This window comes from Polaromonas sp. (assembly GCF_029945895.1).
In the GTDB taxonomy this organism is placed as follows: Bacteria; Pseudomonadota; Gammaproteobacteria; order Burkholderiales; family Burkholderiaceae_C; genus Polaromonas.
This window is the reverse complement of the sequence record NZ_JAQSDL010000104.1, coordinates 49,236-70,233: the sequence shown is the minus strand read 5'-3', so window position 1 is coordinate 70,233 and position 20,998 is coordinate 49,236. Positions and strand designations below refer to the sequence as shown.

22 protein-coding genes are annotated in these 20,998 nt (G+C 62.7%); 9 read left to right on the top strand and 13 right to left on the bottom strand.

The window, feature by feature from the left end:
- Positions 1-145: 145 nt before the first annotated feature.
- The 10 genes from PSV33_RS15535 to PSV33_RS15490 all read right to left on the bottom strand — a co-directional run bounded on the left by PSV33_RS15535 (position 146) and on the right by PSV33_RS15490 (position 8,616).
- Positions 146-454 (bottom strand): hypothetical protein, encoded by a 309-nt coding sequence (locus PSV33_RS15535; RefSeq protein WP_300563171.1) that lies wholly within the window; start codon positions 452-454, stop codon positions 146-148.
- Positions 455-1,492 carry an adenylate/guanylate cyclase domain-containing protein gene (locus PSV33_RS15530; RefSeq protein ID WP_300563169.1) on the bottom strand — a complete coding sequence of 346 codons (1,038 nt, stop codon included), beginning with the start codon at positions 1,490-1,492 and terminating at the stop codon, positions 455-457. It abuts the gene before it with no gap.
- A 262-nt stretch (positions 1,493-1,754) separates the two neighbouring features.
- On the bottom strand, positions 1,755-2,483 hold the full coding sequence (locus PSV33_RS15525) for an alpha/beta hydrolase (protein WP_300563167.1): 729 nt from the start codon (positions 2,481-2,483) through the stop codon (positions 1,755-1,757).
- Positions 2,484-2,611: 128 nt separating this feature from the next.
- On the bottom strand, positions 2,612-3,550 hold the full coding sequence (locus tag PSV33_RS15520; RefSeq protein ID WP_300563165.1) for a ParB/RepB/Spo0J family partition protein: 939 nt from the start codon (positions 3,548-3,550) through the stop codon (positions 2,612-2,614).
- Between the two features lie 24 nt (positions 3,551-3,574).
- Positions 3,575-4,126 (bottom strand): alpha/beta fold hydrolase, encoded by a 552-nt coding sequence (locus tag PSV33_RS15515; protein ID WP_300563163.1) that lies wholly within the window; start codon positions 4,124-4,126, stop codon positions 3,575-3,577.
- Positions 4,127-4,213: 87 nt separating this feature from the next.
- Positions 4,214-4,984 carry a ParA family protein gene (locus PSV33_RS15510; protein ID WP_300515635.1) on the bottom strand — a complete coding sequence of 257 codons (771 nt, stop codon included), beginning with the start codon at positions 4,982-4,984 and terminating at the stop codon, positions 4,214-4,216.
- Positions 4,985-5,015: 31 nt separating this feature from the next.
- Entirely contained in the window at positions 5,016-5,651 is a 636-nt protein-coding gene (locus tag PSV33_RS15505; protein ID WP_300563161.1) for a LysE family transporter, read from the bottom strand.
- A gap of 108 nt (positions 5,652-5,759) precedes the next feature.
- Positions 5,760-6,419 (bottom strand): 16S rRNA (guanine(527)-N(7))-methyltransferase RsmG, encoded by a 660-nt coding sequence (gene rsmG / locus PSV33_RS15500; protein WP_300563159.1) that lies wholly within the window; start codon positions 6,417-6,419, stop codon positions 5,760-5,762.
- Complete coding sequence (gene mnmG / locus PSV33_RS15495; protein ID WP_300563157.1) at positions 6,419-8,422, bottom strand: tRNA uridine-5-carboxymethylaminomethyl(34) synthesis enzyme MnmG; 2,004 nt, start codon at positions 8,420-8,422, stop codon at positions 6,419-6,421. Before mnmG ends, rsmG begins: the two co-directional genes overlap by 1 nt.
- Positions 8,422-8,616 (bottom strand): hypothetical protein, encoded by a 195-nt coding sequence (locus PSV33_RS15490; RefSeq protein ID WP_300563155.1) that lies wholly within the window; start codon positions 8,614-8,616, stop codon positions 8,422-8,424. The genes mnmG and PSV33_RS15490 overlap by 1 nt, the downstream gene beginning before the upstream one ends.
- 136 nt (positions 8,617-8,752) lie before the next feature.
- On the opposite strand from PSV33_RS15490, the gene PSV33_RS15485 reads away from it, so the two are divergent.
- From PSV33_RS15485 to PSV33_RS15450, 8 genes are all read left to right on the top strand, one after another.
- Positions 8,753-9,331 (top strand): NAD(P)H-dependent oxidoreductase, encoded by a 579-nt coding sequence (locus PSV33_RS15485; protein ID WP_300563153.1) that lies wholly within the window; start codon positions 8,753-8,755, stop codon positions 9,329-9,331.
- Between the two features lie 86 nt (positions 9,332-9,417).
- Positions 9,418-10,428 carry a tripartite tricarboxylate transporter substrate binding protein gene (locus PSV33_RS15480; RefSeq protein WP_300563151.1) on the top strand — a complete coding sequence of 337 codons (1,011 nt, stop codon included), beginning with the start codon at positions 9,418-9,420 and terminating at the stop codon, positions 10,426-10,428.
- Between the two features lie 97 nt (positions 10,429-10,525).
- Positions 10,526-10,792 carry a YkgJ family cysteine cluster protein gene (locus PSV33_RS15475; RefSeq protein WP_300563149.1) on the top strand — a complete coding sequence of 89 codons (267 nt, stop codon included), beginning with the start codon at positions 10,526-10,528 and terminating at the stop codon, positions 10,790-10,792.
- A 71-nt stretch (positions 10,793-10,863) separates the two neighbouring features.
- The gene (gene hsdR, locus PSV33_RS15470) at positions 10,864-13,326 is read left to right on the top strand and encodes an EcoAI/FtnUII family type I restriction enzme subunit R (RefSeq protein WP_300563147.1); all 2,463 of its coding nucleotides are present in this window, start codon (positions 10,864-10,866) and stop codon (positions 13,324-13,326) included.
- Positions 13,327-13,420: 94 nt separating this feature from the next.
- The gene (locus PSV33_RS15465) at positions 13,421-14,890 is read left to right on the top strand and encodes a class I SAM-dependent DNA methyltransferase (RefSeq protein WP_300563145.1); all 1,470 of its coding nucleotides are present in this window, start codon (positions 13,421-13,423) and stop codon (positions 14,888-14,890) included.
- 8 nt (positions 14,891-14,898) lie between these two features.
- A complete protein-coding gene (locus tag PSV33_RS15460; RefSeq protein WP_300563143.1) occupies positions 14,899-16,584 on the top strand; it encodes a restriction endonuclease subunit S in 1,686 nt (561 codons plus the stop codon).
- A 5-nt stretch (positions 16,585-16,589) separates the two neighbouring features.
- A complete protein-coding gene (locus PSV33_RS15455) occupies positions 16,590-17,468 on the top strand; it encodes a hypothetical protein (RefSeq protein WP_300563141.1) in 879 nt (292 codons plus the stop codon).
- Between the two features lie 261 nt (positions 17,469-17,729).
- Complete coding sequence (locus PSV33_RS15450) at positions 17,730-18,500, top strand: class II aldolase/adducin family protein (protein ID WP_300563139.1); 771 nt, start codon at positions 17,730-17,732, stop codon at positions 18,498-18,500.
- A 43-nt stretch (positions 18,501-18,543) separates the two neighbouring features.
- On the opposite strand, the gene PSV33_RS15445 is transcribed toward PSV33_RS15450, so the two are convergent.
- The 3 genes from PSV33_RS15445 to PSV33_RS15435 are packed head-to-tail and all read right to left on the bottom strand — an operon-like array spanning position 18,544 to position 19,888.
- A complete protein-coding gene (locus PSV33_RS15445; protein WP_300563137.1) occupies positions 18,544-19,386 on the bottom strand; it encodes a transglutaminase family protein in 843 nt (280 codons plus the stop codon).
- Complete coding sequence (locus PSV33_RS15440) at positions 19,367-19,675, bottom strand: hypothetical protein (protein ID WP_300563135.1); 309 nt, start codon at positions 19,673-19,675, stop codon at positions 19,367-19,369. The genes PSV33_RS15445 and PSV33_RS15440 overlap by 20 nt, the downstream gene beginning before the upstream one ends.
- Positions 19,676-19,702: 27 nt before the next feature.
- The gene (locus PSV33_RS15435; protein WP_300515204.1) at positions 19,703-19,888 is read right to left on the bottom strand and encodes a DUF1328 domain-containing protein; all 186 of its coding nucleotides are present in this window, start codon (positions 19,886-19,888) and stop codon (positions 19,703-19,705) included.
- Between the two features lie 393 nt (positions 19,889-20,281).
- On the opposite strand from PSV33_RS15435, the gene gstA reads away from it, so the two are divergent.
- Positions 20,282-20,890, top strand: a complete 609-nt coding sequence (gene gstA, locus PSV33_RS15430) for a glutathione transferase GstA (RefSeq protein WP_300563133.1) — start codon at positions 20,282-20,284, stop codon at positions 20,888-20,890.
- The last annotated feature ends 108 nt before the right edge of the window (positions 20,891-20,998 follow it).

Genomic DNA, 20,998 nt, shown 5'->3' with positions numbered 1-20,998 from the left:
GCGCCCGACCAATGGGGGCCAGAGGCTATTTTGGCTTGAAATGTGGAGTCCGGGGCGGTATTCCCGTCATTCCGGCACGGGAGCCTGCAGGACGACCTTGTCTGCCCTTTTCCGTCCTTTCCCCGAGACGGCGAGGCCGCCGGGCTCAAAGCGGTTTCGCAGGTCTTTTCTTCAGCCCTTCGGGCATCGCAAACGTGGCTTGATCCCAGCCCTCGATGTCCAGGATTTTCTTCAGGCATTCCTCCATCAGCTCGTGCGCTTTCTCGGTCGCTGCTGCGATGGTCTTGTGCACGAGTTCATCATTGGCGGAATCGCTGGCGCAATTCATCTGGTATTCGTACAACTCGCGCAACTCGAAAATGGCGCTGCAAACCTGCGCAGGGCAGGCGCACTGATAGACCAGCGCCTGGTCAATGACCTTGCTGATCTGCGCGGGATTGAATTGCTCTTTCATTCACGTTGCTCCTGAAATTCTGGTGAAACCCACTGAAGGGGCGAACACAACACAGTCGATGTCCTTGTCAAACCCCCTGACCGACACACCCGGGAGCGGCCTGGGTTCCGGCATCGACACCCTCGCCGCCACATTCATGCTTCTGGTGGTGACCACTTCACCGGCGTTGGCCAGGCCGCACAAACGCGATGCCAGGTGCACCGTGGCGCCCACCACGTCGTACTGGCTTCTTTGCCCGGCCTGGTTCGAGTCCCCAATCAGCCCCGCCAGCACCAGCCCCTGGGCCATGCCAATGCCGAACGGAAACTTCTCGTTGTTGTGGAGTTCGGCAAGTTCGAGCCCGCAACGCAAGGCCAGATAAGACCGCCCCATGCCTCTGAAGACCGCCATGACGCCGTCCCCGGTGTACTTGATGACCGATCCCCGGTATTTCTGGATATGCCGCGCCTGTCTGCTGAGCAACTGGTTCAGGTCTTCAAAAAAATCCCGCGGTGGCATTTCCCGGATCCACTGGGAAGATCCCCGGATGTCGGTAAACAGAACGGCGGCATCGAACATTTCAGCTTCTCTGTTGGAGCCATGCTCAATCAGGGGCAAGGCGCCTTCAGGCACCAGTCTGGCCAGGCGCTCCGCCCGGCTGGCCGCCTCGCGGGAAGACGCCCTGACCCGAAGCATCTCTTCCAGAGTCATGAAGAAACGTTCGTCCGACAGCGGTTTTTCGATGACGACGTCGATGCTGCGGGTTTGCCTGGCCCAGGCACGAACAGCCTTGAGCGCGGGGCCAGGCGACACGATGACCATCGTGGCGGCCCGGGGAACCATCGCCTTGACCGTGCTGCATGCGCTCAGGCTGTCAGGCTGGTCGGCGTGGTAGTTGAAGATCACCACGTCGGGCGGTCCGGCCTCCAGCACCTCGGGAAGCGCCAGCGTGCTGAGGACCGATTGCACCGTGCCAAAGCCCCGCTCGACCAAGCCCGCCAGCAGAACTGAAGAGGTGTAGTCGTCGCTGTCGACAAGCATCAGCCTGGAGTTGTTCATCGCCCCTGTTTCATCCCTGCGAACCATGCCACACGGCACGAGTCCCGATTTTCCGGCTTCGCGCGCCAGCGGCCCATCCCTTCAGCCAGCGGGAACAGCCCGCCGGGCCGGCAGTGGTTTCTGATGCTAACGGAAAGCCTCTGCCCAGCGCCGCCAGGGGCCATCCAACAAACGGCAGGGTCGCGGCCCGGCGAGTTGATGTGTCCCTGCCGGGCTTCCTTGTGGACGGCGGAGCGTCAGGGAAACTGGACAGGCCTGCCGCTCAGCGAGCCGCAGAACGCGGGCGTGCCAGGCGTTCGGCCACCACCTGCAGCACGGCCGGGTTCCAGCCCATCCCGATGTGGCTGCCCTTGACCTCGACGTCCCTGACCTGCGCACCGGTCTTGTCATGGCGGCAGCTTTGCCAGGCCACCACACCGTCGGAGCGACTGTAGATCGAGGTGGTCGGCAGGGGCGGTGGGGTGCGCAGGCGCTGACTCAGCGCCGGGTCGGTCACCGGCGCAGCCCCATTGAGCAGGCGAAACAGCCAGCCAGCATGCGTGAGGTCAGGCGTGCCATTGAAGGGGGTGCCGATGGTGATGACCTGGCGCAGGCGGGGTGCCATCAGTTTGCCCAGCTCGCGCGCGTAAATCCCGCCCAGGCTCCAGCCAATCAGCGTCGCGCGCTGCGAATGCCCGTTCAGCAAGCCGGACACATGGTCCGCCAGTTCGGCCAGCCAGGTGTCAATATCCCCCTGCGGCCCGGTGTTGAAACCCCGGCCCCAGTCCATCGCGCTGTAGCCCAGCGTCTCGCAATAGTCGCGCAGCGGTGCCACGGCCGCGCCATCGGTGCCCAGGCCAGGAAAGATGATCACCGGGTGTCCGTCGCCGGGCGGCATGGTCGCCTTTCGGGTGATTTTGTGCTGCACAAATTCATACGCAGCGCGCCAGGGCTCGGTGCCAAGCAAGGCCAGAGACGGACGGGAAATCGGCTGGGGGACGGAGGGGGTCATGGGTCGGCCTGAAATTTTCAATGCCGCCATGATGGCCGCGTACCTGTCCGCTGGACCGCCTGCGCAGCCCCTGTTTGGGCGTAGGACGCAGGCGCACTTGCTCCGGGGAAACAGGAAGACTGCCCTGCCTATTTTGTGCCGCGCAGGCGCTCGATCAGGCCGTTGAGCTCGTCCAGCGAGGCAAACTGGATGGCCACTTCGCCGGTGTCCTCGCGCCGGCCATTGCGCTTGACCTGCTTTTTGACGCGCACCTCGACGTCGGCCATCAGCAGGTCGGCCAGTTCCTCTTCCACCCGGCGGGTGTCGCGTGACTTTTCCTTGGTGTTTTTCTGCGGCTTGAGCGAGAACTCGGCGCTGAGTTTCTTGACCAGGCTTTCGGCCTCGCGCACCGACATTTTCTTGGCCGCAATCTGGTTGCCTGCCGTGATCTGGGTGGCCCGGTCCAGGCCCAAAAGTGCCCGCGCATGACCCATGTCGATGTCGCCCGCCATCAGCATGGTCTGCACCGGTTCGGCCAGGTTCAGCAGACGCAGCAGGTTGGAGGCGGCGCTGCGCGAGCGGCCCACGGCCTGCGCCGCCAGCTCGTGAGTGAGCCCAAACTCCTTGACCAGGCGCTGCAAACCCTGGGCTTCTTCCAGAGGGTTGAGATCTTCGCGCTGGATGTTCTCAATCAATGCCATGGCCGCGGCCGACTCGTCGGGCACGTCGCGTACCAGCACCGGCACGCTGTCCAGGCCCGCAATTTTCGCGGCCCGGAAACGCCGCTCGCCGGCAATGATTTCGTACTTGCCGTCGTTGGCACCGCTGCTCAGGCGGCGCACCAGGATCGGCTGCATGATGCCCTGCACCTTGATCGATTCGGCCAGCTCGTACAGCGCGCCCTCGTCCATGCGGGTGCGTGGCTGGTACTGACCGGCCACCAGGTCAGTCAGCAGCAGCGAAGCCGGCTGGCCCGGGCTGCTGGCGCTGCTGGTGCCGTTTTCAAGCACGTTGGCGGACTCGCCGACGGTGGGGCCCAGCAGGGCCTGCAGGCCGCGGCCCAGGCCTTTTGGTTTTTTTGTTACCATGGTTGTTCTGTCTTTCGTATGAATTCAGGAGGCAGGAGCGCTGTGCATCAGCGCCTGCAGTTTTTGATGGGCCTCGGGCCAGTCGCCCAGTCCGCTGTCGGCGTTGAGGTGGCCCAGCGGCCCCACATCGACAAACTCCGAGCCCCAGGCGGCGGCGAATTCACGCGCGCGGTCGGGGCGGCAATAGGGGTCGCGGCTGCTGGCCAGCACGGCTGACACGAACGGCAAGGTCTGCAGAGGCACCGGCGCCCAGCTGGTCAGCATCTGCCGCACTTCCTCGCGGTCCACGTCGGGCGGCGCCACCAGCAGCGCCGCCTTGACCCGGCGCGTGTTGCGGGAATGCGCGGCCCAGGCGGCAGTCAGCATGCAGCCCAGACTGTGCGCCACCAGCACAACCGGCTCGTCGGCGTCCAGCACCACGTCCTCGAGCCGGGCGATCCAGTCGCCGCGCAGCGGCTGCATCCAGTCGTGCTGCTCGACGCGCTGGTAGCCATGCGCGGATTCCCACAGGCTCTGCCAGTGGCCGGGGCCGCTGTTTTGCCAGCCGGGAAGAATCAGGATGTTTGAAGGTTTCATCGACCAATGATCAATTTGCTATTGTTTCAGGAGCTGCTGGCGCTTGCTGGATAAGGGCTAGGGCCCGATTTGGCCTGCAACTTGCGCTCACATGGCCTTGATGCGCTGCACCATCTCTTCAGCAAAGGCCACAAAAGCCTGCGCGCCCTTGGAGGCCGGGTCAAACACAACGCCGGGCAGGCCGTAACTCGGCGCTTCGGCCAGCCGCACATTGCGCGGGATCACGGTGTTGAACACCTTGTCGCCGAAATGCTCCTTGAGCTGGTCGCTGACCTGCTGCTGCAGGGTGATGCGCGGATCGAACATGACACGCAGCAGGCCGATGATGGCCAGGTCCTTGTTGAGGTTGGCGTGCACCTGCTTGATGGTGTTGACCAGATCCGTCAGGCCTTCCAGCGCAAAGTACTCGCACTGCATGGGCACGATCACGCCGTGGGCGCAGCACAGGCCGTTGAGCGTCAGCATCGACAGCGAGGGCGGGCAGTCGATCAGCACAAAGTCGTAGTGCTCGCCGACATCCGCCAGCGCCAGCTTGAGCCGCTTCTCGCGGCGCTCGACATCGACCAGCTCGACCTCGGCGCCGGCCAGTTCGCGGTTGGCGCCGAGCACGTCGTAGCCGCACTTCTCGCTACGCACCCGCGCTTCCAGCACCGAGGCGGATTCGAGCAGCACGTCATACACCGTGAGCTCGAGCTTGCGTTTGTCCACGCCCGACCCCATGGTGGCATTGCCCTGCGGGTCCAGGTCAATCATCAGCACGCGCTGACCGACCTTGGCCAGCCCCGCCGCCAGATTGACCGTGGTGGTGGTTTTGCCCACCCCGCCCTTTTGGTTGGCAACGCAGAATATTTTGGCCATGTTGTTCTTTGGGTTCTGGAGATCGGAAGGGTTACTTGGAGATGGCCAGCTTGATGCCGAAGCCGATCAAAAACACGCCGGCCGCCTTGTTCAGCACCGCGGAAATCTTGGGGTTGGCGCGGATACGCGCGGCCAGAAAGTAGGTGATCAGCACCGAGCTCAGGCCGTACAGAAAGGTCAGCCCCGCAATGGTGGCGGCCATGACGGCAAAGGTGGTCAGTCCCTGGTGCCGGGCCGGATCCACAAACAGGGGAAAGAAGGCCATGTAGAAAACGATGGCCTTGGGGTTAAGCAGGGTGATCAGGAGGGTTTGGCGGAAGTAATGGCGCGGCTTGATCTGCAGGATGGGCGCATCGCCGGCCTTGGCCAGCAGCATCTTGAAGCCGAGCCAGGCGAGGTACGCCGCCCCGGCCCACTGCACCGCATGAAAGGCCGTCGGGTAAGCCGCCATCACCGCCGACACACCGGCCACGGCGGCCCAGAGCAACACCTGGTCGCCGGCGATCACGCCGAAAGTGGCGCCGAGTCCGCCGGTGATGCCGCCCTTGCTGGTGGAGGTGATCAGGGCCAGGTTGCCGGGGCCGGGAATCAGCAGAAAAACAAGGATGGCGACAACAAAAGCGCCGTAATCGGCTATCCCGGTCGATGCGACAAATGAACCCAACATGGAAACCTCCGGAAACAGGGTTTTGAGTTTACGTCAGCACACAGGCCGAAAAGCCACCGGCACCCGTGATCGGCGCCGGATGTGCAGCTTTTTCGTCCGGGCGACGGATTAAACCGCTGTTTTAGGTCGCAGCCAGAGCAAGCAGCGCTCAGCGTCCAGCCCGGGCACGACCAGTTGTTCCACGTGAAACACCTCGACCGTGGCTGGCAGTGCGGTCATTTCGTCCGCCGGGTGTTTGCCTTTCATGGCCATCCAGACGCCGTGCGGCGCCAGCGCCCCGGCCGACCATTGGGTGAAATCGGCCAGCGAAGCAAAAGCGCGCGCGCAGATCACGTCAAAAGGTTGGGCGATCGTTTCCACCCGCGCATGCAGGCCGGTCAGGTTGGGCAACTTCAGGGCCAGTGCCGCCTGCTTGATAAACGCGGCTTTTTTGGCCACCGTGTCCACGCAGGTCACGGCCACGGCCGGGCAACACACAGCAATGACCACCCCCGGCAAACCAGCGCCGGAGCCAACGTCCAGCAGGGTGGCACCCTCCCCCAATCCGGCCTGCTGCAAATGACGCCGCAGCGGCCCGATGGCCGCCAGGCTGTCGAGCAGGTGATGCGTCATCATTTCCACCGGATCGCGCACGGCCGTCAGGTTGTAGACCTTGGTCCATTTGGCAATCAGGTCCAGGTAATCCAGCAACTGCCCGACGTGATGATCGTTCAGATCCAGCTGAAGCGCCTTCAGGCCGGCGCGCAAATCCTGTTCGCCGCTGCGCATCAGGCTTCGGCTTGTTCGGCAGGTTTGAGGGGAACCGTGTTTTTCCAGAGGTTCTTCTTCAGGTGCACCATCAGCAGCGACACGGTCGCCGGCGTGATGCCGGAGATGCGCGAGGCCAGCCCCAGCGTTTCGGGCCGGTGTTTGGCCAGGGTTTGCCGCGCCTCGAAACTCAGGGCCGAAACCTGCAGGTAATCCAGATCAGCCGGCAACTTGAGGTTTTCGTAGTGCGAGGCACGCTCCACTTCCGTCTTCTGCAGGTCGATGTACCCGGCGTATTTGACGGCAATCTCGATCTGCTCGATCACGCTGGCCGCCATGTCGGCCGCTTCTGTTTCACGTGAAACACCCTCGGCGGGCGGCGCCAGTTCGGCATTCGCATACTTGCCGCCATCCAGCGACATCAGCGCGGCGTAGTTCACGTCGGGGCGGCGCAGCAGGTCGAGCAAGGTGTACTCACGTTCGATGGCTTTGCCCAGCACGCGCTCAGCCTCAGCCAGAGGCAGGCTGCGCGGGTTGACCCAGACGGAGCGCAGGCGTTCTGTTTCACGTGAAACAGCGTCGCGCTTGCGGTTGAAGGCGTCCCAGCGGGCATCGTCCACCAGGCCCAGCTCCCTGCCCTTTTCGGTCAGGCGCATGTCGGCATTGTCTTCGCGCAGCATCAGGCGGAACTCGGCTCGGCTGGTGAACATGCGGTAAGGCTCAGTCACGCCCTTGGTGATCAGGTCGTCCACCAACACGCCCAGATAGGCTTCGTCGCGCCGCGGCAGCCAGGCTTCTTTCCCCTGGCATTGCAGCGCGGCATTGATGCCGGCAAACATGCCCTGAGCCGCCGCTTCCTCGTAACCCGTGGTCCCGTTGATCTGCCCGGCAAAAAACAGGCCGCCGATGGACCGGGTTTCAAAGCTGGTTTTCAGCGCGCGTGGGTCGAAATAGTCGTATTCGATGGCGTAGCCGGGGCGCAGGATGTGGGCGTTTTCCATGCCGGCCATGGAGCGCACCAGGTCGTACTGGATGTCAAACGGCAAGCTGGTTGAAATGCCATTGGGGTAAATCTCATGGGTCGTCAAACCCTCGGGCTCGAGGAAAATCTGGTGGCTTTCCTTGCCGGCAAAACGGTTGATCTTGTCTTCCACACTCGGGCAGTAACGCGGGCCGACCCCGTCGATCTTGCCGGTGAACATGGGGCTGCGGTCAAAGCCCGAGCGGATGATCTCGTGGGTGCGCTCGTTGGTGTGCGTGATCCAGCAGGGCATCTGCTGAGGGTGCTGAATACGCCCACCCATGAAGCTGAACACCGGCACCGGCCCGGGCGTGCCGCCCGGCATGCCGTCGCCCGGCTGCACCGTGCATTTGCTGAAATCGATGCTGCGCCCGTCGATACGCGGCGGTGTGCCGGTTTTCAGCCGGCCCTGCGGCAGCTTGAGCTCTTTAAGCCGTGCGCTCAGCGAGACCGCCGGCGGATCACCCGCCCTGCCCGCCGAATAGTTCTGCAGGCCCACATGGATCTTGCCGTCCAGAAACGTGCCGGCCGTCAGCACCACGGTGCGCGAGCGGAACCGGATGCCAACCTGCGTCACCGCCCCGACAACCCGGTCGCCCTCGACCATCAGGTCATCGACGGCCTGCTGGAACAGCCAGAGGTTGGGCTGGTTTTCCAGCCTGCGGCGGATCGCGGCCTTGTACAGAATGCGGTCCGCCTGCGCCCGCGTGGCGCGCACCGCCGGGCCCTTGGAGCTGTTGAGGATGCGGAACTGGATGCCGCCTTCGTCGGTGGCCAGCGCCATCGCGCCGCCCATGGCGTCCACCTCCTTGACCAGGTGGCCCTTGCCGATGCCGCCGATCGAGGGGTTGCAGCTCATCTGGCCCAGGGTCTCGATGTTGTGCGAGAGCAGCAAGGTCTTGCAGCCCATGCGGGCAGCAGCCAGCGCGGCCTCGGTGCCGGCATGGCCGCCACCGACCACGATCACGTCAAATTCTTGCGGATATACATAAGGCGAGTGCATCACGCCTCCTTCAATAAAGCGGTCGTCAGGCGAGATGCCTGCGCGCCCTGCAAAAGACCGGCCGGGCCGGAGAAGTCAGCAAACAGCTTGCCGCTTTCACAGGACGAAAAGCATGATTTTATCAGGGGTGCCTCTTTTTTGTGCTGCCGGTCCCCAACAAGACCCATGCCACTCCTTCTATCAGCAAGGTCCATGAATTGCTATGCTTTTGATAGCTGTCGGCGCTTGCTGCATAAGGGCTCCCGCCCAAAATGGCCAATAAAACATGGCGACAGGGGCGCCCAGCCCGGAAAGAGGGCGAAGGCACCGGCGCACAAGCACAATAGGGGCATGAAACTTCTCATCGTCGCCGGCAGCACCCGGCTCGCCTCTTTCAACCGCAAGCTGGCCCATGCGGCCGCCGATCTGGCGCGCGCAGCTGGCGCCGAAGTCACCCACCTCGAGCTGGCCGACTTCGACATCCCGATGTACAACGCCGACCTCGAAGCCAGAGGCACACCGGCCGACGTGATGAAGCTCAAGCAGCTGATGTTCGAGCACCCGGCCTGGATCATCTGCTCGCCCGAATACAACGGCAGCTACACCGCCCTGCTCAAGAACACCATCGACTGGGTCTCCAGCCCGGTCAAAAGTGACCCGGCCTGGCAGGACGGCTTCAAGTCCTTCAGCGGCAAGGTCGTGGGCATGCTCAGCGCCTCGCCCGGCGCCCTGGGCGGCCTGCGCTCGCAAAGCCACCTGGCGCCGCTGCTGCTCAATGCGCAGTGCTGGGTTGCGCCCCAGGCCTTTGCACTGGGCCATGCCGGCGATGCCTTTGATGCGCAGGGCCAGCTCGTCAACGAGAAACACCGCGGCAGCGTGCAGGCGGTGATCGACCAGGTTCTTTTTGCAGCCGGGCGCCTGTCGCATTGACTTTGCCGGTGCTGGCAAATCCCTAGCCGGCCGCGTAACCGGGCCTCTATAGTCAATGCCTCTGCATCCCACCCACCGAGGCCCGAATGAACACACCCCCCTCCCGCCGCAGCGCGCTTCAGTCCGGTTTGCGTACCAGCGCTGCGCTGGTCGCGGCCACGGCCTTCCCTGGTTTGTGGAGCAGCGCTCACGCCCAAGCCGCCTGGCCCACCAAGCCGATTCGCCTGCTGGTGCCTTTCGCACCGGGCGGCAGCTCGGAGATCGTGGCGCGTTCGGCCGCCGGTGAAATCAGCAAGAGCCTGGGCCAGAACGTATTTGTCGAAAACAAGCCCGGCGCCAGCGGCAACATTGCAATGCAGGAGTGCGCCGCCAGCACCGACGGCCACAGCATGATCCTGGGCCACATCGGCACGCTGGCGGTGAACCCGTACATCTTCGACAAACTGCCTTTCGACACCAACCGCGATTTCCGCCCGATCTCGCTGCTCGCCAAGGTGCCCAGTCTGTACGTGGTCAACAGCGACGTGCCGGCCAAAAACCTCAGGGAATTCATCGCTCTGGCCAAGGCCAAACCGGGCCAGCTCAACTACGGCTCGGCCGGCAACGGCAGCGCCGGCCATCTCGCGTTCGAGTACCTCAAGATGGCGGCGAATATTTTTGTGCTGCATGTGCCCTACCGCGGCACCGGCCCGCAACTGACCGACCTGCTGGCCGGACGGCTCGATGCCGCCAGCGTCGGCGCGCCGGCCATCCTCGGGCACATCAAGTCCGGCCGCCTGCGCTGCATTGCCACCGGCACCAGGGAGCGCCTGCCGCAATTGCCCGACGTGCCCACGGTGGCAGAAAGCGGCTACCCCGGTTTCGAAATGACGCAGTGGTACGGCCTGAACGCACCACCCAGCATGCCCCAGGCGGCCATCGACAGGGTTGCCGAAGCCTGCGCCAAGGCCATGCGCAACCCGCTGGCCACCGAGCGCCTGCGTGGCGACACCGCGCAGCCGGTGGGCGACACGCCCGCCCAGTACGCCGCCTTCATCAAGACCGAACAGGAACGCTGGAAGCTCGTCGTGGCCCGTGCGAAGATCAAGCCCGATTGACACCACGCTGTCGACACATCGGGGTTTGATACAAAATCGGCCGCCAGCCCATGCCAGTCCAGCGCCACGAGCTCCTCTTTTAATAGCAAATACACACATGCATTGCCGACCTGGCTGCGGCGCCTGCTGCATCGCCCCATCCATCAGCTCGCCGATCCCCGGCATGCCACAGGGCAAACCGGCAGGGGTTCGATGCGTGCAACTGGATGAGGCGAATGCCTGCCGCATTTTTGGCCTGCCTGAGCGGCCGGCGGTATGTGGTGGGCTCACCGCCTCACTCGACATGTGCGGAAGCGGTGAGCAGGCAAACACCCACGCCCTGCGCTACCTCGCACAGTTGGAGCGCCTGACCGCCCCTTCCTAGAGCCATTCCGCAAGAACCAGACCGCACAAGTTCTGCGGCGACAATCAGGCTCAACGGAGGAGGAGATGCTCGTGGACAAGAAGAAGCTTTCCGAAAGCGACATTTGCGACAAGTTCATCCGCCCGGCCATGGAGAAAGCCGGGTGGCACGGCATGGACCAGATCTATCGCGAGTTTCCCCTGCGGGCCGGTCGCGTGGTGGTCAGGGGCAACAAGGCGCAGCGCGACAAGTCAACGGTTCTGTTTGCTGACTACGTTCTGTGCCTGAAGCCCAACATACCCCTGGCCGTGATCGAGGCCAAAGACAACAACCACGCCATGGGCGCCGGCATGGCCCAAGCCATCAACTATGCGCAGCTGCTTGAGGTTCCCTTCAGCTTCACCAGCAACGGCGACGGCTTTGTGTTCCGCGACACCACGCTGACCACCGGCGTTCTGGAACAAAACCTCACGCTCGACGAATTCCCCAGCCCGGCCGAATTGTGGGCGCGGTATTGCGCGTGGAAAGGCTGGACGCCCGAAGTACAGCGCGTCGCAGGTTTTGCCTATTCGCCCAGCAAAATACCGCGCTACTACCAGATCAACGCCATCAACCGCACGGTGGAAGCGATTGCCGCTGGTCAGCAGCGCGCCCTGCTGGTCATGGCCACCGGCACCGGCAAAACCTACACGGCCTTCCAGATCATCTGGCGCTTGTGGAAGAGCGGCGCCAAAAAGCGCATCCTGTTTCTGGCCGACCGCAACATCCTGATCGACCAGACCATGGTCAACGACTTTCGGCCCTTCAAGGGCGCCATGGCCAAGCTGAGTCCGAATGCCAAAGGCGTGGAGCGCATCAATGCCCAGGGGCAGATCGAAGCGGACGACGTGGACCTGGCGGTGGACAAAACCACCAAGGCCGTCAACAAAAGCTACGAGATTTATCTTTCTCTCTACCAGGCGGTCACCGGCACTGAAGAAGCGTCCAACATCTACAAGCAGTTCAGCCCCGACTTTTTCGACCTCATCGTGGTGGACGAATGCCATCGCGGCAGCGCGTCCGAAGACTCGGCCTGGCGCGACATCCTCACCTACTTCCACAGCGCCACCCACGTGGGTCTGACCGCTACGCCCAAGGAAACGAAAGAAATCTCCAACACCTTCTACTTTGGCGAGCCCATTTATACCTACAGCTTGAAGCAGGGCATTGAAGACGGCTTTCTGGCGCCCTACAAAGTCATTCGGGTGGACCTGGACAAAGACACCTTTGGCTGGCGCCCCACCGCAGGCATGCTGGATAACACCGGCCAGATCATCGAAGACCGCGTCTACACCGGCCGCGACATGAACCGCAAGCTGGTGCTGGAGCCGCGTGACGCCGTGGTGGCAGACCGTATTACCGCCTACCTCAAGGCCACCGACCGCATGGCCAAGACCATCGTGTTCTGTGAAGACATCGACCACGCCGCGCGCATGCGCCAGGCGCTCAGCAACGCCAATGCCGACCTCTGCGCGACCAAACCCAACTACGTCGTACAAATCACCGGCGACAACCCTGAAGGCAAGCGCGAGCTCGACAACTTCATCGACCCGGAAAAGGATTACCCGGTCATCGCCACCACGTCCAAACTCATGAGCACTGGCGTGGACGCGCAAACCTGCAAGCTGATCGTGCTGGACCAGAACATCAAGTCCATGACCCTGTTCAAGCAGATCATCGGCCGCGGCACCCGCCTGCGCGAAGACCTGGGCAAAAGCTGGTTCACCATTCTCGATTTCAAACGCGCCACCGAGTTGTTTGCCGACAAGGACTTTGATGGCGAGCCGGTGCAGATCTACGAACCCAAGGGTGACGATCCGATTGCACCACCCGAGGAGCCCGCAGGTCCACCCGCAGTGGGTGGCGAACCCGGCACGGACGGCCCAGCAGACCCCGGCGGCCCACTCGGCCCCTTCGGTGGCGGCGGCACGCCCATCACCAAATACGTGCTGGGCAACCAGGTCACCGTCTCGGTGGCGCGTGAGCGCGTGCAGTACCTCAACGCCGAAGGCAAGCTCATTACCGAAAGCCTGCGCGACTACACCCGCATCAACCTGCAAAAGCAATACACCTCGCTTGACGCCTTTCTGCAAGCCTGGAGCGCCGCCGACCGCAAGGCCGCGCTGCTTGAAGAACTTGAAAAGCACGGCGTGCTGGTCGATGCCCTGGCCGAAGAAGTGGCCGCCTCCGGCCTCACCGGGCTGGACCCGTTTGACTTGCTGCTGCACGTGGCGTGGAACATGCCGCCGCTGACCCGGCGCGAGCGCGCGCGGCGCGTCAAAAAGCGCAACGTCTTCACCCAGTACGGCGCCACCGCCCGCAAGGTGCTGGAAGCCCTGCTCGACAAATACGCCGACGAAGGCATTGCCGCCATGGAAAGCGACCAAGTGCTGCGCGTGCAGCCGCTCAATGCGCTGGGCAGCCCGGTGGAACTGGTCAAGAGTTTCGGTGGCCGGCCGCAGTACCTGGCTGCCCTGCAGGCACTGGAGAACGAGCTCTACACGGCCGCGCCATAAGCCCCTCATTGCTACTGAATTTATAGCTGCCGGCGCTTGCCCCATAAGGACTAGAGCCCTGAAACACTTCGAACTTTTCCCTTAAACCTTATAGATGTCCAACCTCACCCCCACCATCAAATCCATCCAGGACGTCATGCGCCAGGACAGCGGCGTCGATGGCGATGCCCAGCGCATCAGCCAGCTCACCTGGCTGCTGTTCCTCAAGGTGTTTGACGCACTGGAAGAAGACCTCGAACTCACCCGCGACCGCTACACCAGCCCCATTCCAGAAGCACTGCGCTGGCGCAACTGGGCTGCCAACGCCGAGGGCATCACCGGCGACACCCTGCTCAACTTCGTCAACAACGAGCTCTTCCCCGGCCTCAAGGGCCTGAGCGCTGACCCGGTGCGCAACCCGCGCGGCTTTGTGGTGCGCGGCGTGTTTGAAGACGCCTTCAACTACATGAAAAGCGGCCACCTGCTGCGCCAGATCATCAACAAGCTGGCCACCATCGACTTCAACCGCCAGGCCGAGCGACACCAGTTCAACGACCTGTACGAAAAGATATTGCGCGACCTGCAAAGCGCTGGCAACGCGGGCGAGTTCTACACCCCGCGCGCCGTCACCCAGTTCATGGTGGACCAGATCAACCCGCGCCTGGGCGAAAAGCTGCTCGACCCCGCCACCGGCACCGGCGGTTTTCTGGTCTGCGCCATCGAGCATCTGCGCAAGCAGGTGCACACGCCCGACCAGGAGGCCCTGCTGCAAACCAGCGTCGGCGGCGTCGAGAAAAAGCAGCTACCCCACATGCTGTGTATTACCAACCTGATGCTCCACGGCATCCCCGTGCCCAGCCAGATCATCCACGGCAACACCCTGGCCCGGCCGCTGAGGGAATACACCTCAGCTGAGCGTGTAGACATCGTGTTGACCAACCCGCCCTTTGGCGGCACCGAAGAACCGGGCATCGAGCACGGTTACCCAGCCGACGTGCGCACCAAAGAAACCGCCGACTTGTTTCTGGTGCTCATCAAGCACATCCTCAAACCCGGTGGCCGCGCCGCGCTGGTGCTGCCCGACGGCACCCTGTTTGGCGAAGGCGTCAAAACCCGCATCAAAGAGCAACTGCTGGCCGAGTGCAAACTGCACACCATCGTGCGCCTGCCCAACGGCGTGTTTGCGCCCTACACCGGCATCAAAACCAATTTGCTCTTCTTCACCAAAGGCCAGCCCACCACCGACGTCTGGTACTACGAGCACCCCTACCCGCCGGGCGTCAAGAACTACAACAAAACCAAGCCCATCCGCATCGAAGAATTCGACGCCGAAAAAGCCTGGTGGGGCACCGAGGCCGATGGCTTTGCCAGCCGCGTAGAGCACGAACGCGCCTGGAAGGTGAGCATCGAGCAGATCAAAGCCGCCAACTACAACCTCGACCAAAAGAACCCCCACGTGGGCGAGGTGCAAGACCACGACCCCGAACACCTGCTGGCCGACTACCAGCGCCTGCAGGGCGAAGCCCAGGCGCTGCGCGACGAATTGCGCGACATATTAGCCAAATCACTCGCTAGCCCCCGTTGAATGTGCGCATGCTGCTATCAAATCTGAACCTACTGGCCACTGCGCCCGACGGCGTGGCCCGCTTGCGAGAGCTGATTCTGACCCTGACCGTGCAGGGCAAACTGGTGCCGCAAGACCCGGCAGATGAACCGGCGAGTGAGTTGCTGAAGAAGATTCGCTCTGGGAAAGACCGGCTGATTTCCGAGGGCAAGATCAAGCGCGACAAGCCGCTGGCGGAGATTGCAGAGGGGGAGAAGCCGTTTGAGTTGCCGGTGGGATGGGAGTGGGTCAGGCTTGGCGCCACCATGGAAATGTTCAATGGCAGAGCGTTCAAGCCGACAGACTGGCTCGCAAGCGGGCTACCGATTGTTCGTATTCAGAACTTGAACAAGTCGGCAGCAACTTTTAACTACTGCGATCCAGCGACCATCTCTGAGAAGAACAAGATTGACTCGGGCTCGTTCCTAATAAGCTGGTCTGGCACACCAGGGACGTCTTTCGGAGCATTCATCTGGCAGAGAGGTCCAGCGGCACTCAACCAGCATATTTTCAAATGTGAATTGCTCGGCAATGCCTTCGTTCCGGAGTTCCTAGAGCTATCCATAAACAGCCAGCTGAACGTGCTGATTGGGAAAGCGCAAGGCGGCGTTGGCCTGCAACACGTGACAAAGGGCGCACTGGAAAGTTTGGTACTGGTCGTTCCGCCCCTTGCCGAACAATCCCGCATCGTCACCCGCGTCGAAGAGCTCATGCGCCTGTGCGACGCGCTGGAGGCCAAGGCCCGCCTCGAAGCCACGCAACACGAACAGCTAGTCCGCACCCTGCTCAGCGCGCTCACGACCAGCGCCACACCCGAAGCGCTGGCCGACAACTGGCACCGCGTCGCCACCCACTTCGACCTGCTGCTAGACTGCCCCGAAGCCGTAGACGCCGTGGAGCAAACCATCCTCCAACTCGCAGTCCGCGGCCTCCTCGTCCCCCAAGACCCCCAGGACGAACCCGCCAGCGTCCTCTTGCAAAAAATCCGCCTTGAGAAAGACCGCCTCATCCTTGAGGGCAAGGTCAAACGCGACAAACCCCTGCCACCGATTGCGGAGGGTGACAAGCCGTTTGACTTGCCGCAGGGTTGGGAGTGGACTCAGCTTGTTGAAGTAGCGCTGCGTGGCCCAACAAATGGGCTCTCACCAAAACCTCAAGAGTTACCGACTGACGTACGTTGTTTGTCCCTAAGCGCTACGACACAGGGATTTTTCAAGCCTAACTGTTTCAAATATGTTGATGTCACCTCTAAAGCCGCTGAGCAATTCTTCTTGAAAACCGAAGATTTACTTATCCAGCGGGGCAACTCGCTCGACTATGTGGGAATTGCAGCTATCTATGACTGCCGAGATGACGCATTTATTTATCCTGACCTGATGATGCGGTTGCAGCTAAGCCGGTCAGTCAATACCGCGTTCATCCACATGGCATTGATTTGTGCAGAAGGTCGAAGCTACTTTCAACGCAATGCAACAGGCACTCAAGGGACGATGCCTAAAGTCAATCAAGCGACGGTTGCAGGTGCGCCAATTCCGTTCCCCCCACTCGCCGAACAATCCCGCATCGTCGCCCGCGTAGCCTCCCTGCGCGCCCTGTGCGCCGACCTGCGCCAGCGCCTCACCACCGCCCGCAGCCAGCAGACGCTGCTGGCAGAGGCTTTGGTCGAAAACGTGTAAAGACCATGCTCGATCAGGTGGACGCATTTTTTTCACTGCTGGACCGTTTCAAGCGGTACTGGACGAAGCGCGCGCAGCCGCCGGTCGAGGGGTCCATCGCCAGCCGATTCTTGCGCCTGTTTGCGGCCCACGGGGTCCATCGCAACCAGATCCCGCGCTTCTTCGGCCATGGCTTGCGGCTGAGCGACGTGCTAGACGAGGCGGCCTTGCTACCCTGCCTGACCGAAACGCATCTGGCCGACGCTTGTAATCTCTTTGGTGTGGAGCGCCAGTGGCTGGAACGCGGTGACGGCAATGCGCACAAGCGCCATCACTTCTACTTGCAGCCCGTCGCTTTTGGAAAGTTTCTCGAGAGGGTACTGGCCAATAAAACTCCGAGCGAAGTCGAAATGAGCGCAACGTTGTTCGGCGTGTTGGACTCAAGGAACGTAGAAAGCTCGCTGATCCTGTCAGAGCCGGTCGGATTGCTGAACGAGGAAGTGATCTACCGCTATCACCTTGTGGACTGCGGCCCCCTCGGATACTGGAAGGCAAGAGTAAGCGCCGCCGCGCTCGTGGCGCAGGCCATCAACCGCGACCTCTGGGTGACCGGACGTCTTTGTGATGCCAAGCTTTTGCGTGAGCTGACTTACGGCGAGGACCTTTTGGGTACTAATGCGCGCGAGCGGTTGATGGCAAGCTCGCGTCGCCTGGAAGCCGAAGATTGGCTCCTGGAGCCCCATGCTTTGCTTGAGGGCGTCGATCCGGAAAGAGACAACTTCGGAATCACCTCAGCTTTGGAGCTTTGGTTGAAGCTCAACGCAGATGGCTCGATGAAAATTCCATATAGCGAGCCCGATACCTCGGCACGGTTTGCTGCTGCCCTTAGAAAGGCCATCAAATAGGCTTGCGGCGTAGAGCCCGCCGGCCCGGGCCGCTCCAAAATCAGAACGGGTAATGCCGAGGCGCCTGTACGGCAACGCTCAAACACTAAAAATTAAGCATCAAATCGGCCTCCAGCCCTTATCCCACGGGCGCATACAGCTCCCCTTTTTATAGCGCCATAAAGTCGGCCCGAAAACCATCAGGGGATTGTCAAACGGGTGACCCGCGCCGCCACGGGACAGGCGTATCGTGCAGCATCACCCCCATTCAGGAGACCCCTCATGCATATTCCCTCCCTCAAGGAAGTTGTCAGTGCCGAAGAATGGCAATTGCGCTGCGATCTGGCCGCCTGTTACCGGCTGGTGGCGCTGTACGGCTGGAGCGACCTGGTCTTCACGCACATCAGCGCCAAGCTGCCCGAATCGGTCAGCGGCGCCGGCGCGCACCATTTCCTGATCAACCCCTACGGTCTGATGTTTGACGAGATCACCGCGTCCAGCCTGGTCAAGGTCGACGAGCAGTGCAACAAGGTCATCGACTCGGCCTTCCCGGTGAACCCGGCCGGTTTTGTGATCCACAGCGCGGTGCATGAAGCCCGGCCGGACGCCGGTTGCGTGCTGCACACCCACACCCGCGCCGGCGTCGCCGTCAGTGCGCAGAAATGCGGTGTGTTGCCGATCAGCCAGCAGTCCACTTTTGTGCTGGGTTCGCTGGCCTACCATGCGTATGAGGGCGTGGCTTTTCGCGACGACGAAAAGCCGCGCCTGCAGGCGGACCTGGGCGCGGCCAACTTCCTCATGCTGCGCAACCACGGCCTGCTGGTGGTCGGCAAGACGATCGCCGACGCCTTTCTCTCCATGTACACGTTTGAAAACACCTGCCGCATCCAGCTCGATGCGCAGGCCGGGGGCGAGCTGATTGAGGTCAATCCCCTGATCGTCAAGGGTGTGGCCGAAGCCATGCGGGTGCAGACCGGCGGCCTGGGTGGCGCCTTTGCCTGGCCTTCACTGATCCGCAAGCTCGACCGGATCGACGAGGGTTACAAGTCCTGAACCCCTGACGCCTGAAGCGCTGACGTACTGAACAGCCAGCCGTTCAGGCGGCCATGGGCAGAGGCGATGGCAAGGTATCGGCCGCCTGGTCCGCAGGCCGGTCACCCTGGTCCACCACCAGATCCTTGCGCAGCATCTGCACGTTGCCAAAAATCGTGGCAAAGGCCACATCCTTGGCATCACGCCCGGTGCCGACGCGCACCAGGCGGTCGTTCGGTGCCATGCGGGTTGCATCAAACAGCACCCAGCGGCCATCAAGCCAGGCCTCGAACACCGCGTGAAAGTCCTGGGGCGGTTCGTCAAAATAAACATAGCCGACCACCAGCCGCGCCGGAATGTTCAGCGCGCGGCACAAGGTGATGCCCAGGTGCGCAAAGTCGCGGCAGACACCGGCGCGCTGCACAAACACTTCCTGGGCCGTGGTGGTGGAAGTGCTGAAGCCCGGCAGGTAATGGATGGAATCGTGGATCCAGCTTTCAATCGCCCGCACCCGTGACAGGCCCGGCGAAAGGTGGCCAAACAGCTGCTGCGCCGCGCGGCTCATGATGTCGGACTCGCAGTAGCGGCTGGGCATCAGGTAACGCATGACGTCGTCGGGCACCGCCGTCACCGCCGCCTCTTCCAGATGCAGGGGCACCGGCGCATGGTGCAGCTCCACCTGGGCGTGGTAGTTCACCGACAGCTGGCCGCGCGAGGCGTCCAGCCGGAAAAAGCGGTTGCCGCTGCGCTCGTCACAGAAATGGCGCACCTTGACGCTGGGCGTCACGGTCAGCCGCTCCTCCACCACACGGTGCGCGTCGTGAAAAGCCGCCTCGATGCTGAAGCAGAAATGGGAGGGACTGGCGACGTCGTAGTCCAGCAGGCAGTCAATCGTGGCGGTGTGCATCAGGGTCCTTTTTCTTGTTGTCGTCAGATGGCGGCGAGACCGGTGCGCCGGTAGCCGCTGGCGGTGCCTGCCCGTCGCGGTCTGGCGCCGGCACAAACCAGTTCTTGCAGGTCACGAAAATCACGTGGGCGGCGCGTTCCAGCAAATCCACCGCCAGGTCGCGCCGGTTGCGGGCACGCAGGCGCGTCACCAGCAGCAGCTGCGCCAGGCTGGCCCGCAGGCGGTCCACCCGCCGGACTTCCACGTCGCGGCCCCTGGCGGCAGGGTCGTTCGGAGGCACCCGTGACATGAGGCCAACATGCACTGACAGCGGCATTTACTTGAGCGCCTTCCTGGCCGCGCCCACGCCCAGTGCTGCCAGGACGATGAACACCACGGCCAGGATCAGGAACAGGCCGAACAGGATCTTGGCAATGCCTGCCGAGCCGGCCGCGATGCCGCCAAAGCCCAGCGCTCCGGCAATCAGCGAAATAAGGGCAAAAACAATGGCGAATTTCAACATGGTGTCTCTCCAGGAAGGCTGACAAGGCGCCCGGCAAGTGCCCGTGCGTCGCAGCCATGGGGGAAATGGTAGGAGCCGGGCCGCGCGCGCCGAATCAGCAGCCGGCGCACGCCGTTGTAGGACAAACCAGACAGCCCGCGCACTCCTGTTTTCATAGCTGCGGGCGCAAGTGGCAAAAGGGCTGCCGGGCTCAAGCAGGCACCAGACATGACCACCGTGCCGCAGGCCGCTCACGAAGGTGCAGCGCCCGCAGCCGCGCTTTTGTGAAAACTCCTGCGATGACCCCATTGCGCCGAGTCCCTGCACGAAAACCCGCCACCGGCTAGCATGGAAGCTCCCGTGAGCTCTTGCCTGCGCTCGCTGCGCCTCTGCCCCACCCCCTGAAGGAAACCCATGAAACTCTATTACTCCCCCGGCGCCTGTTCGCTGGCACCCCACATCGTCCTGCACGAATCCGGTCTGAGCTTCGACCATGTGCTGGCGCCCACCAAGACCCATCAGCTTGAAGACGGCACCGACTACTACACCATCAACCCGCTCGGTTATGTACCCCTGCTCGAACTCGACGACGGCACCCGCCTGACCGAAGGCCCGGCCATCGTGCAGTACATCGCTGACCAGGTGCCGGCCAAAAACCTGGCGCCGGCCAACGGCACCGTGGCGCGCGCCCAGCTGCAGTCCTGGCTCAATTTCATCAGTACCGAGCTGCACAAGGGTTTCAGCCCGCTGTTCAACCCGGCTACACCGGCCGACTACAAACCCCTGGTGATTGACCGGCTGATGTCGCGCCTGACCTGGGTGGACGACCAGCTCAAGGGCAAACAGTATCTGATGGGCGATACCTTCAGCGTGGCCGACCCCTACCTGTTCACCGTGACCAACTGGGCACCACGGGTTGGCGTGGACATCACCGCCCTGACCCACATCACCGCCTTCCGGGGCCGCATGGCGGCGCGTCCCGCGGTGCAAACGGCGATGCAACACGAAGGCCTGCTGAAATAAGCCACGGCATGGCAGGCGTGCGCCCGCGGTGGCTCGCCTCCGGAGGCAAGGGCCGGGGCCTGTGGCGCAGCCTGCTTCTCCAGGCGGGCCGAATGACCATCTCCTTGG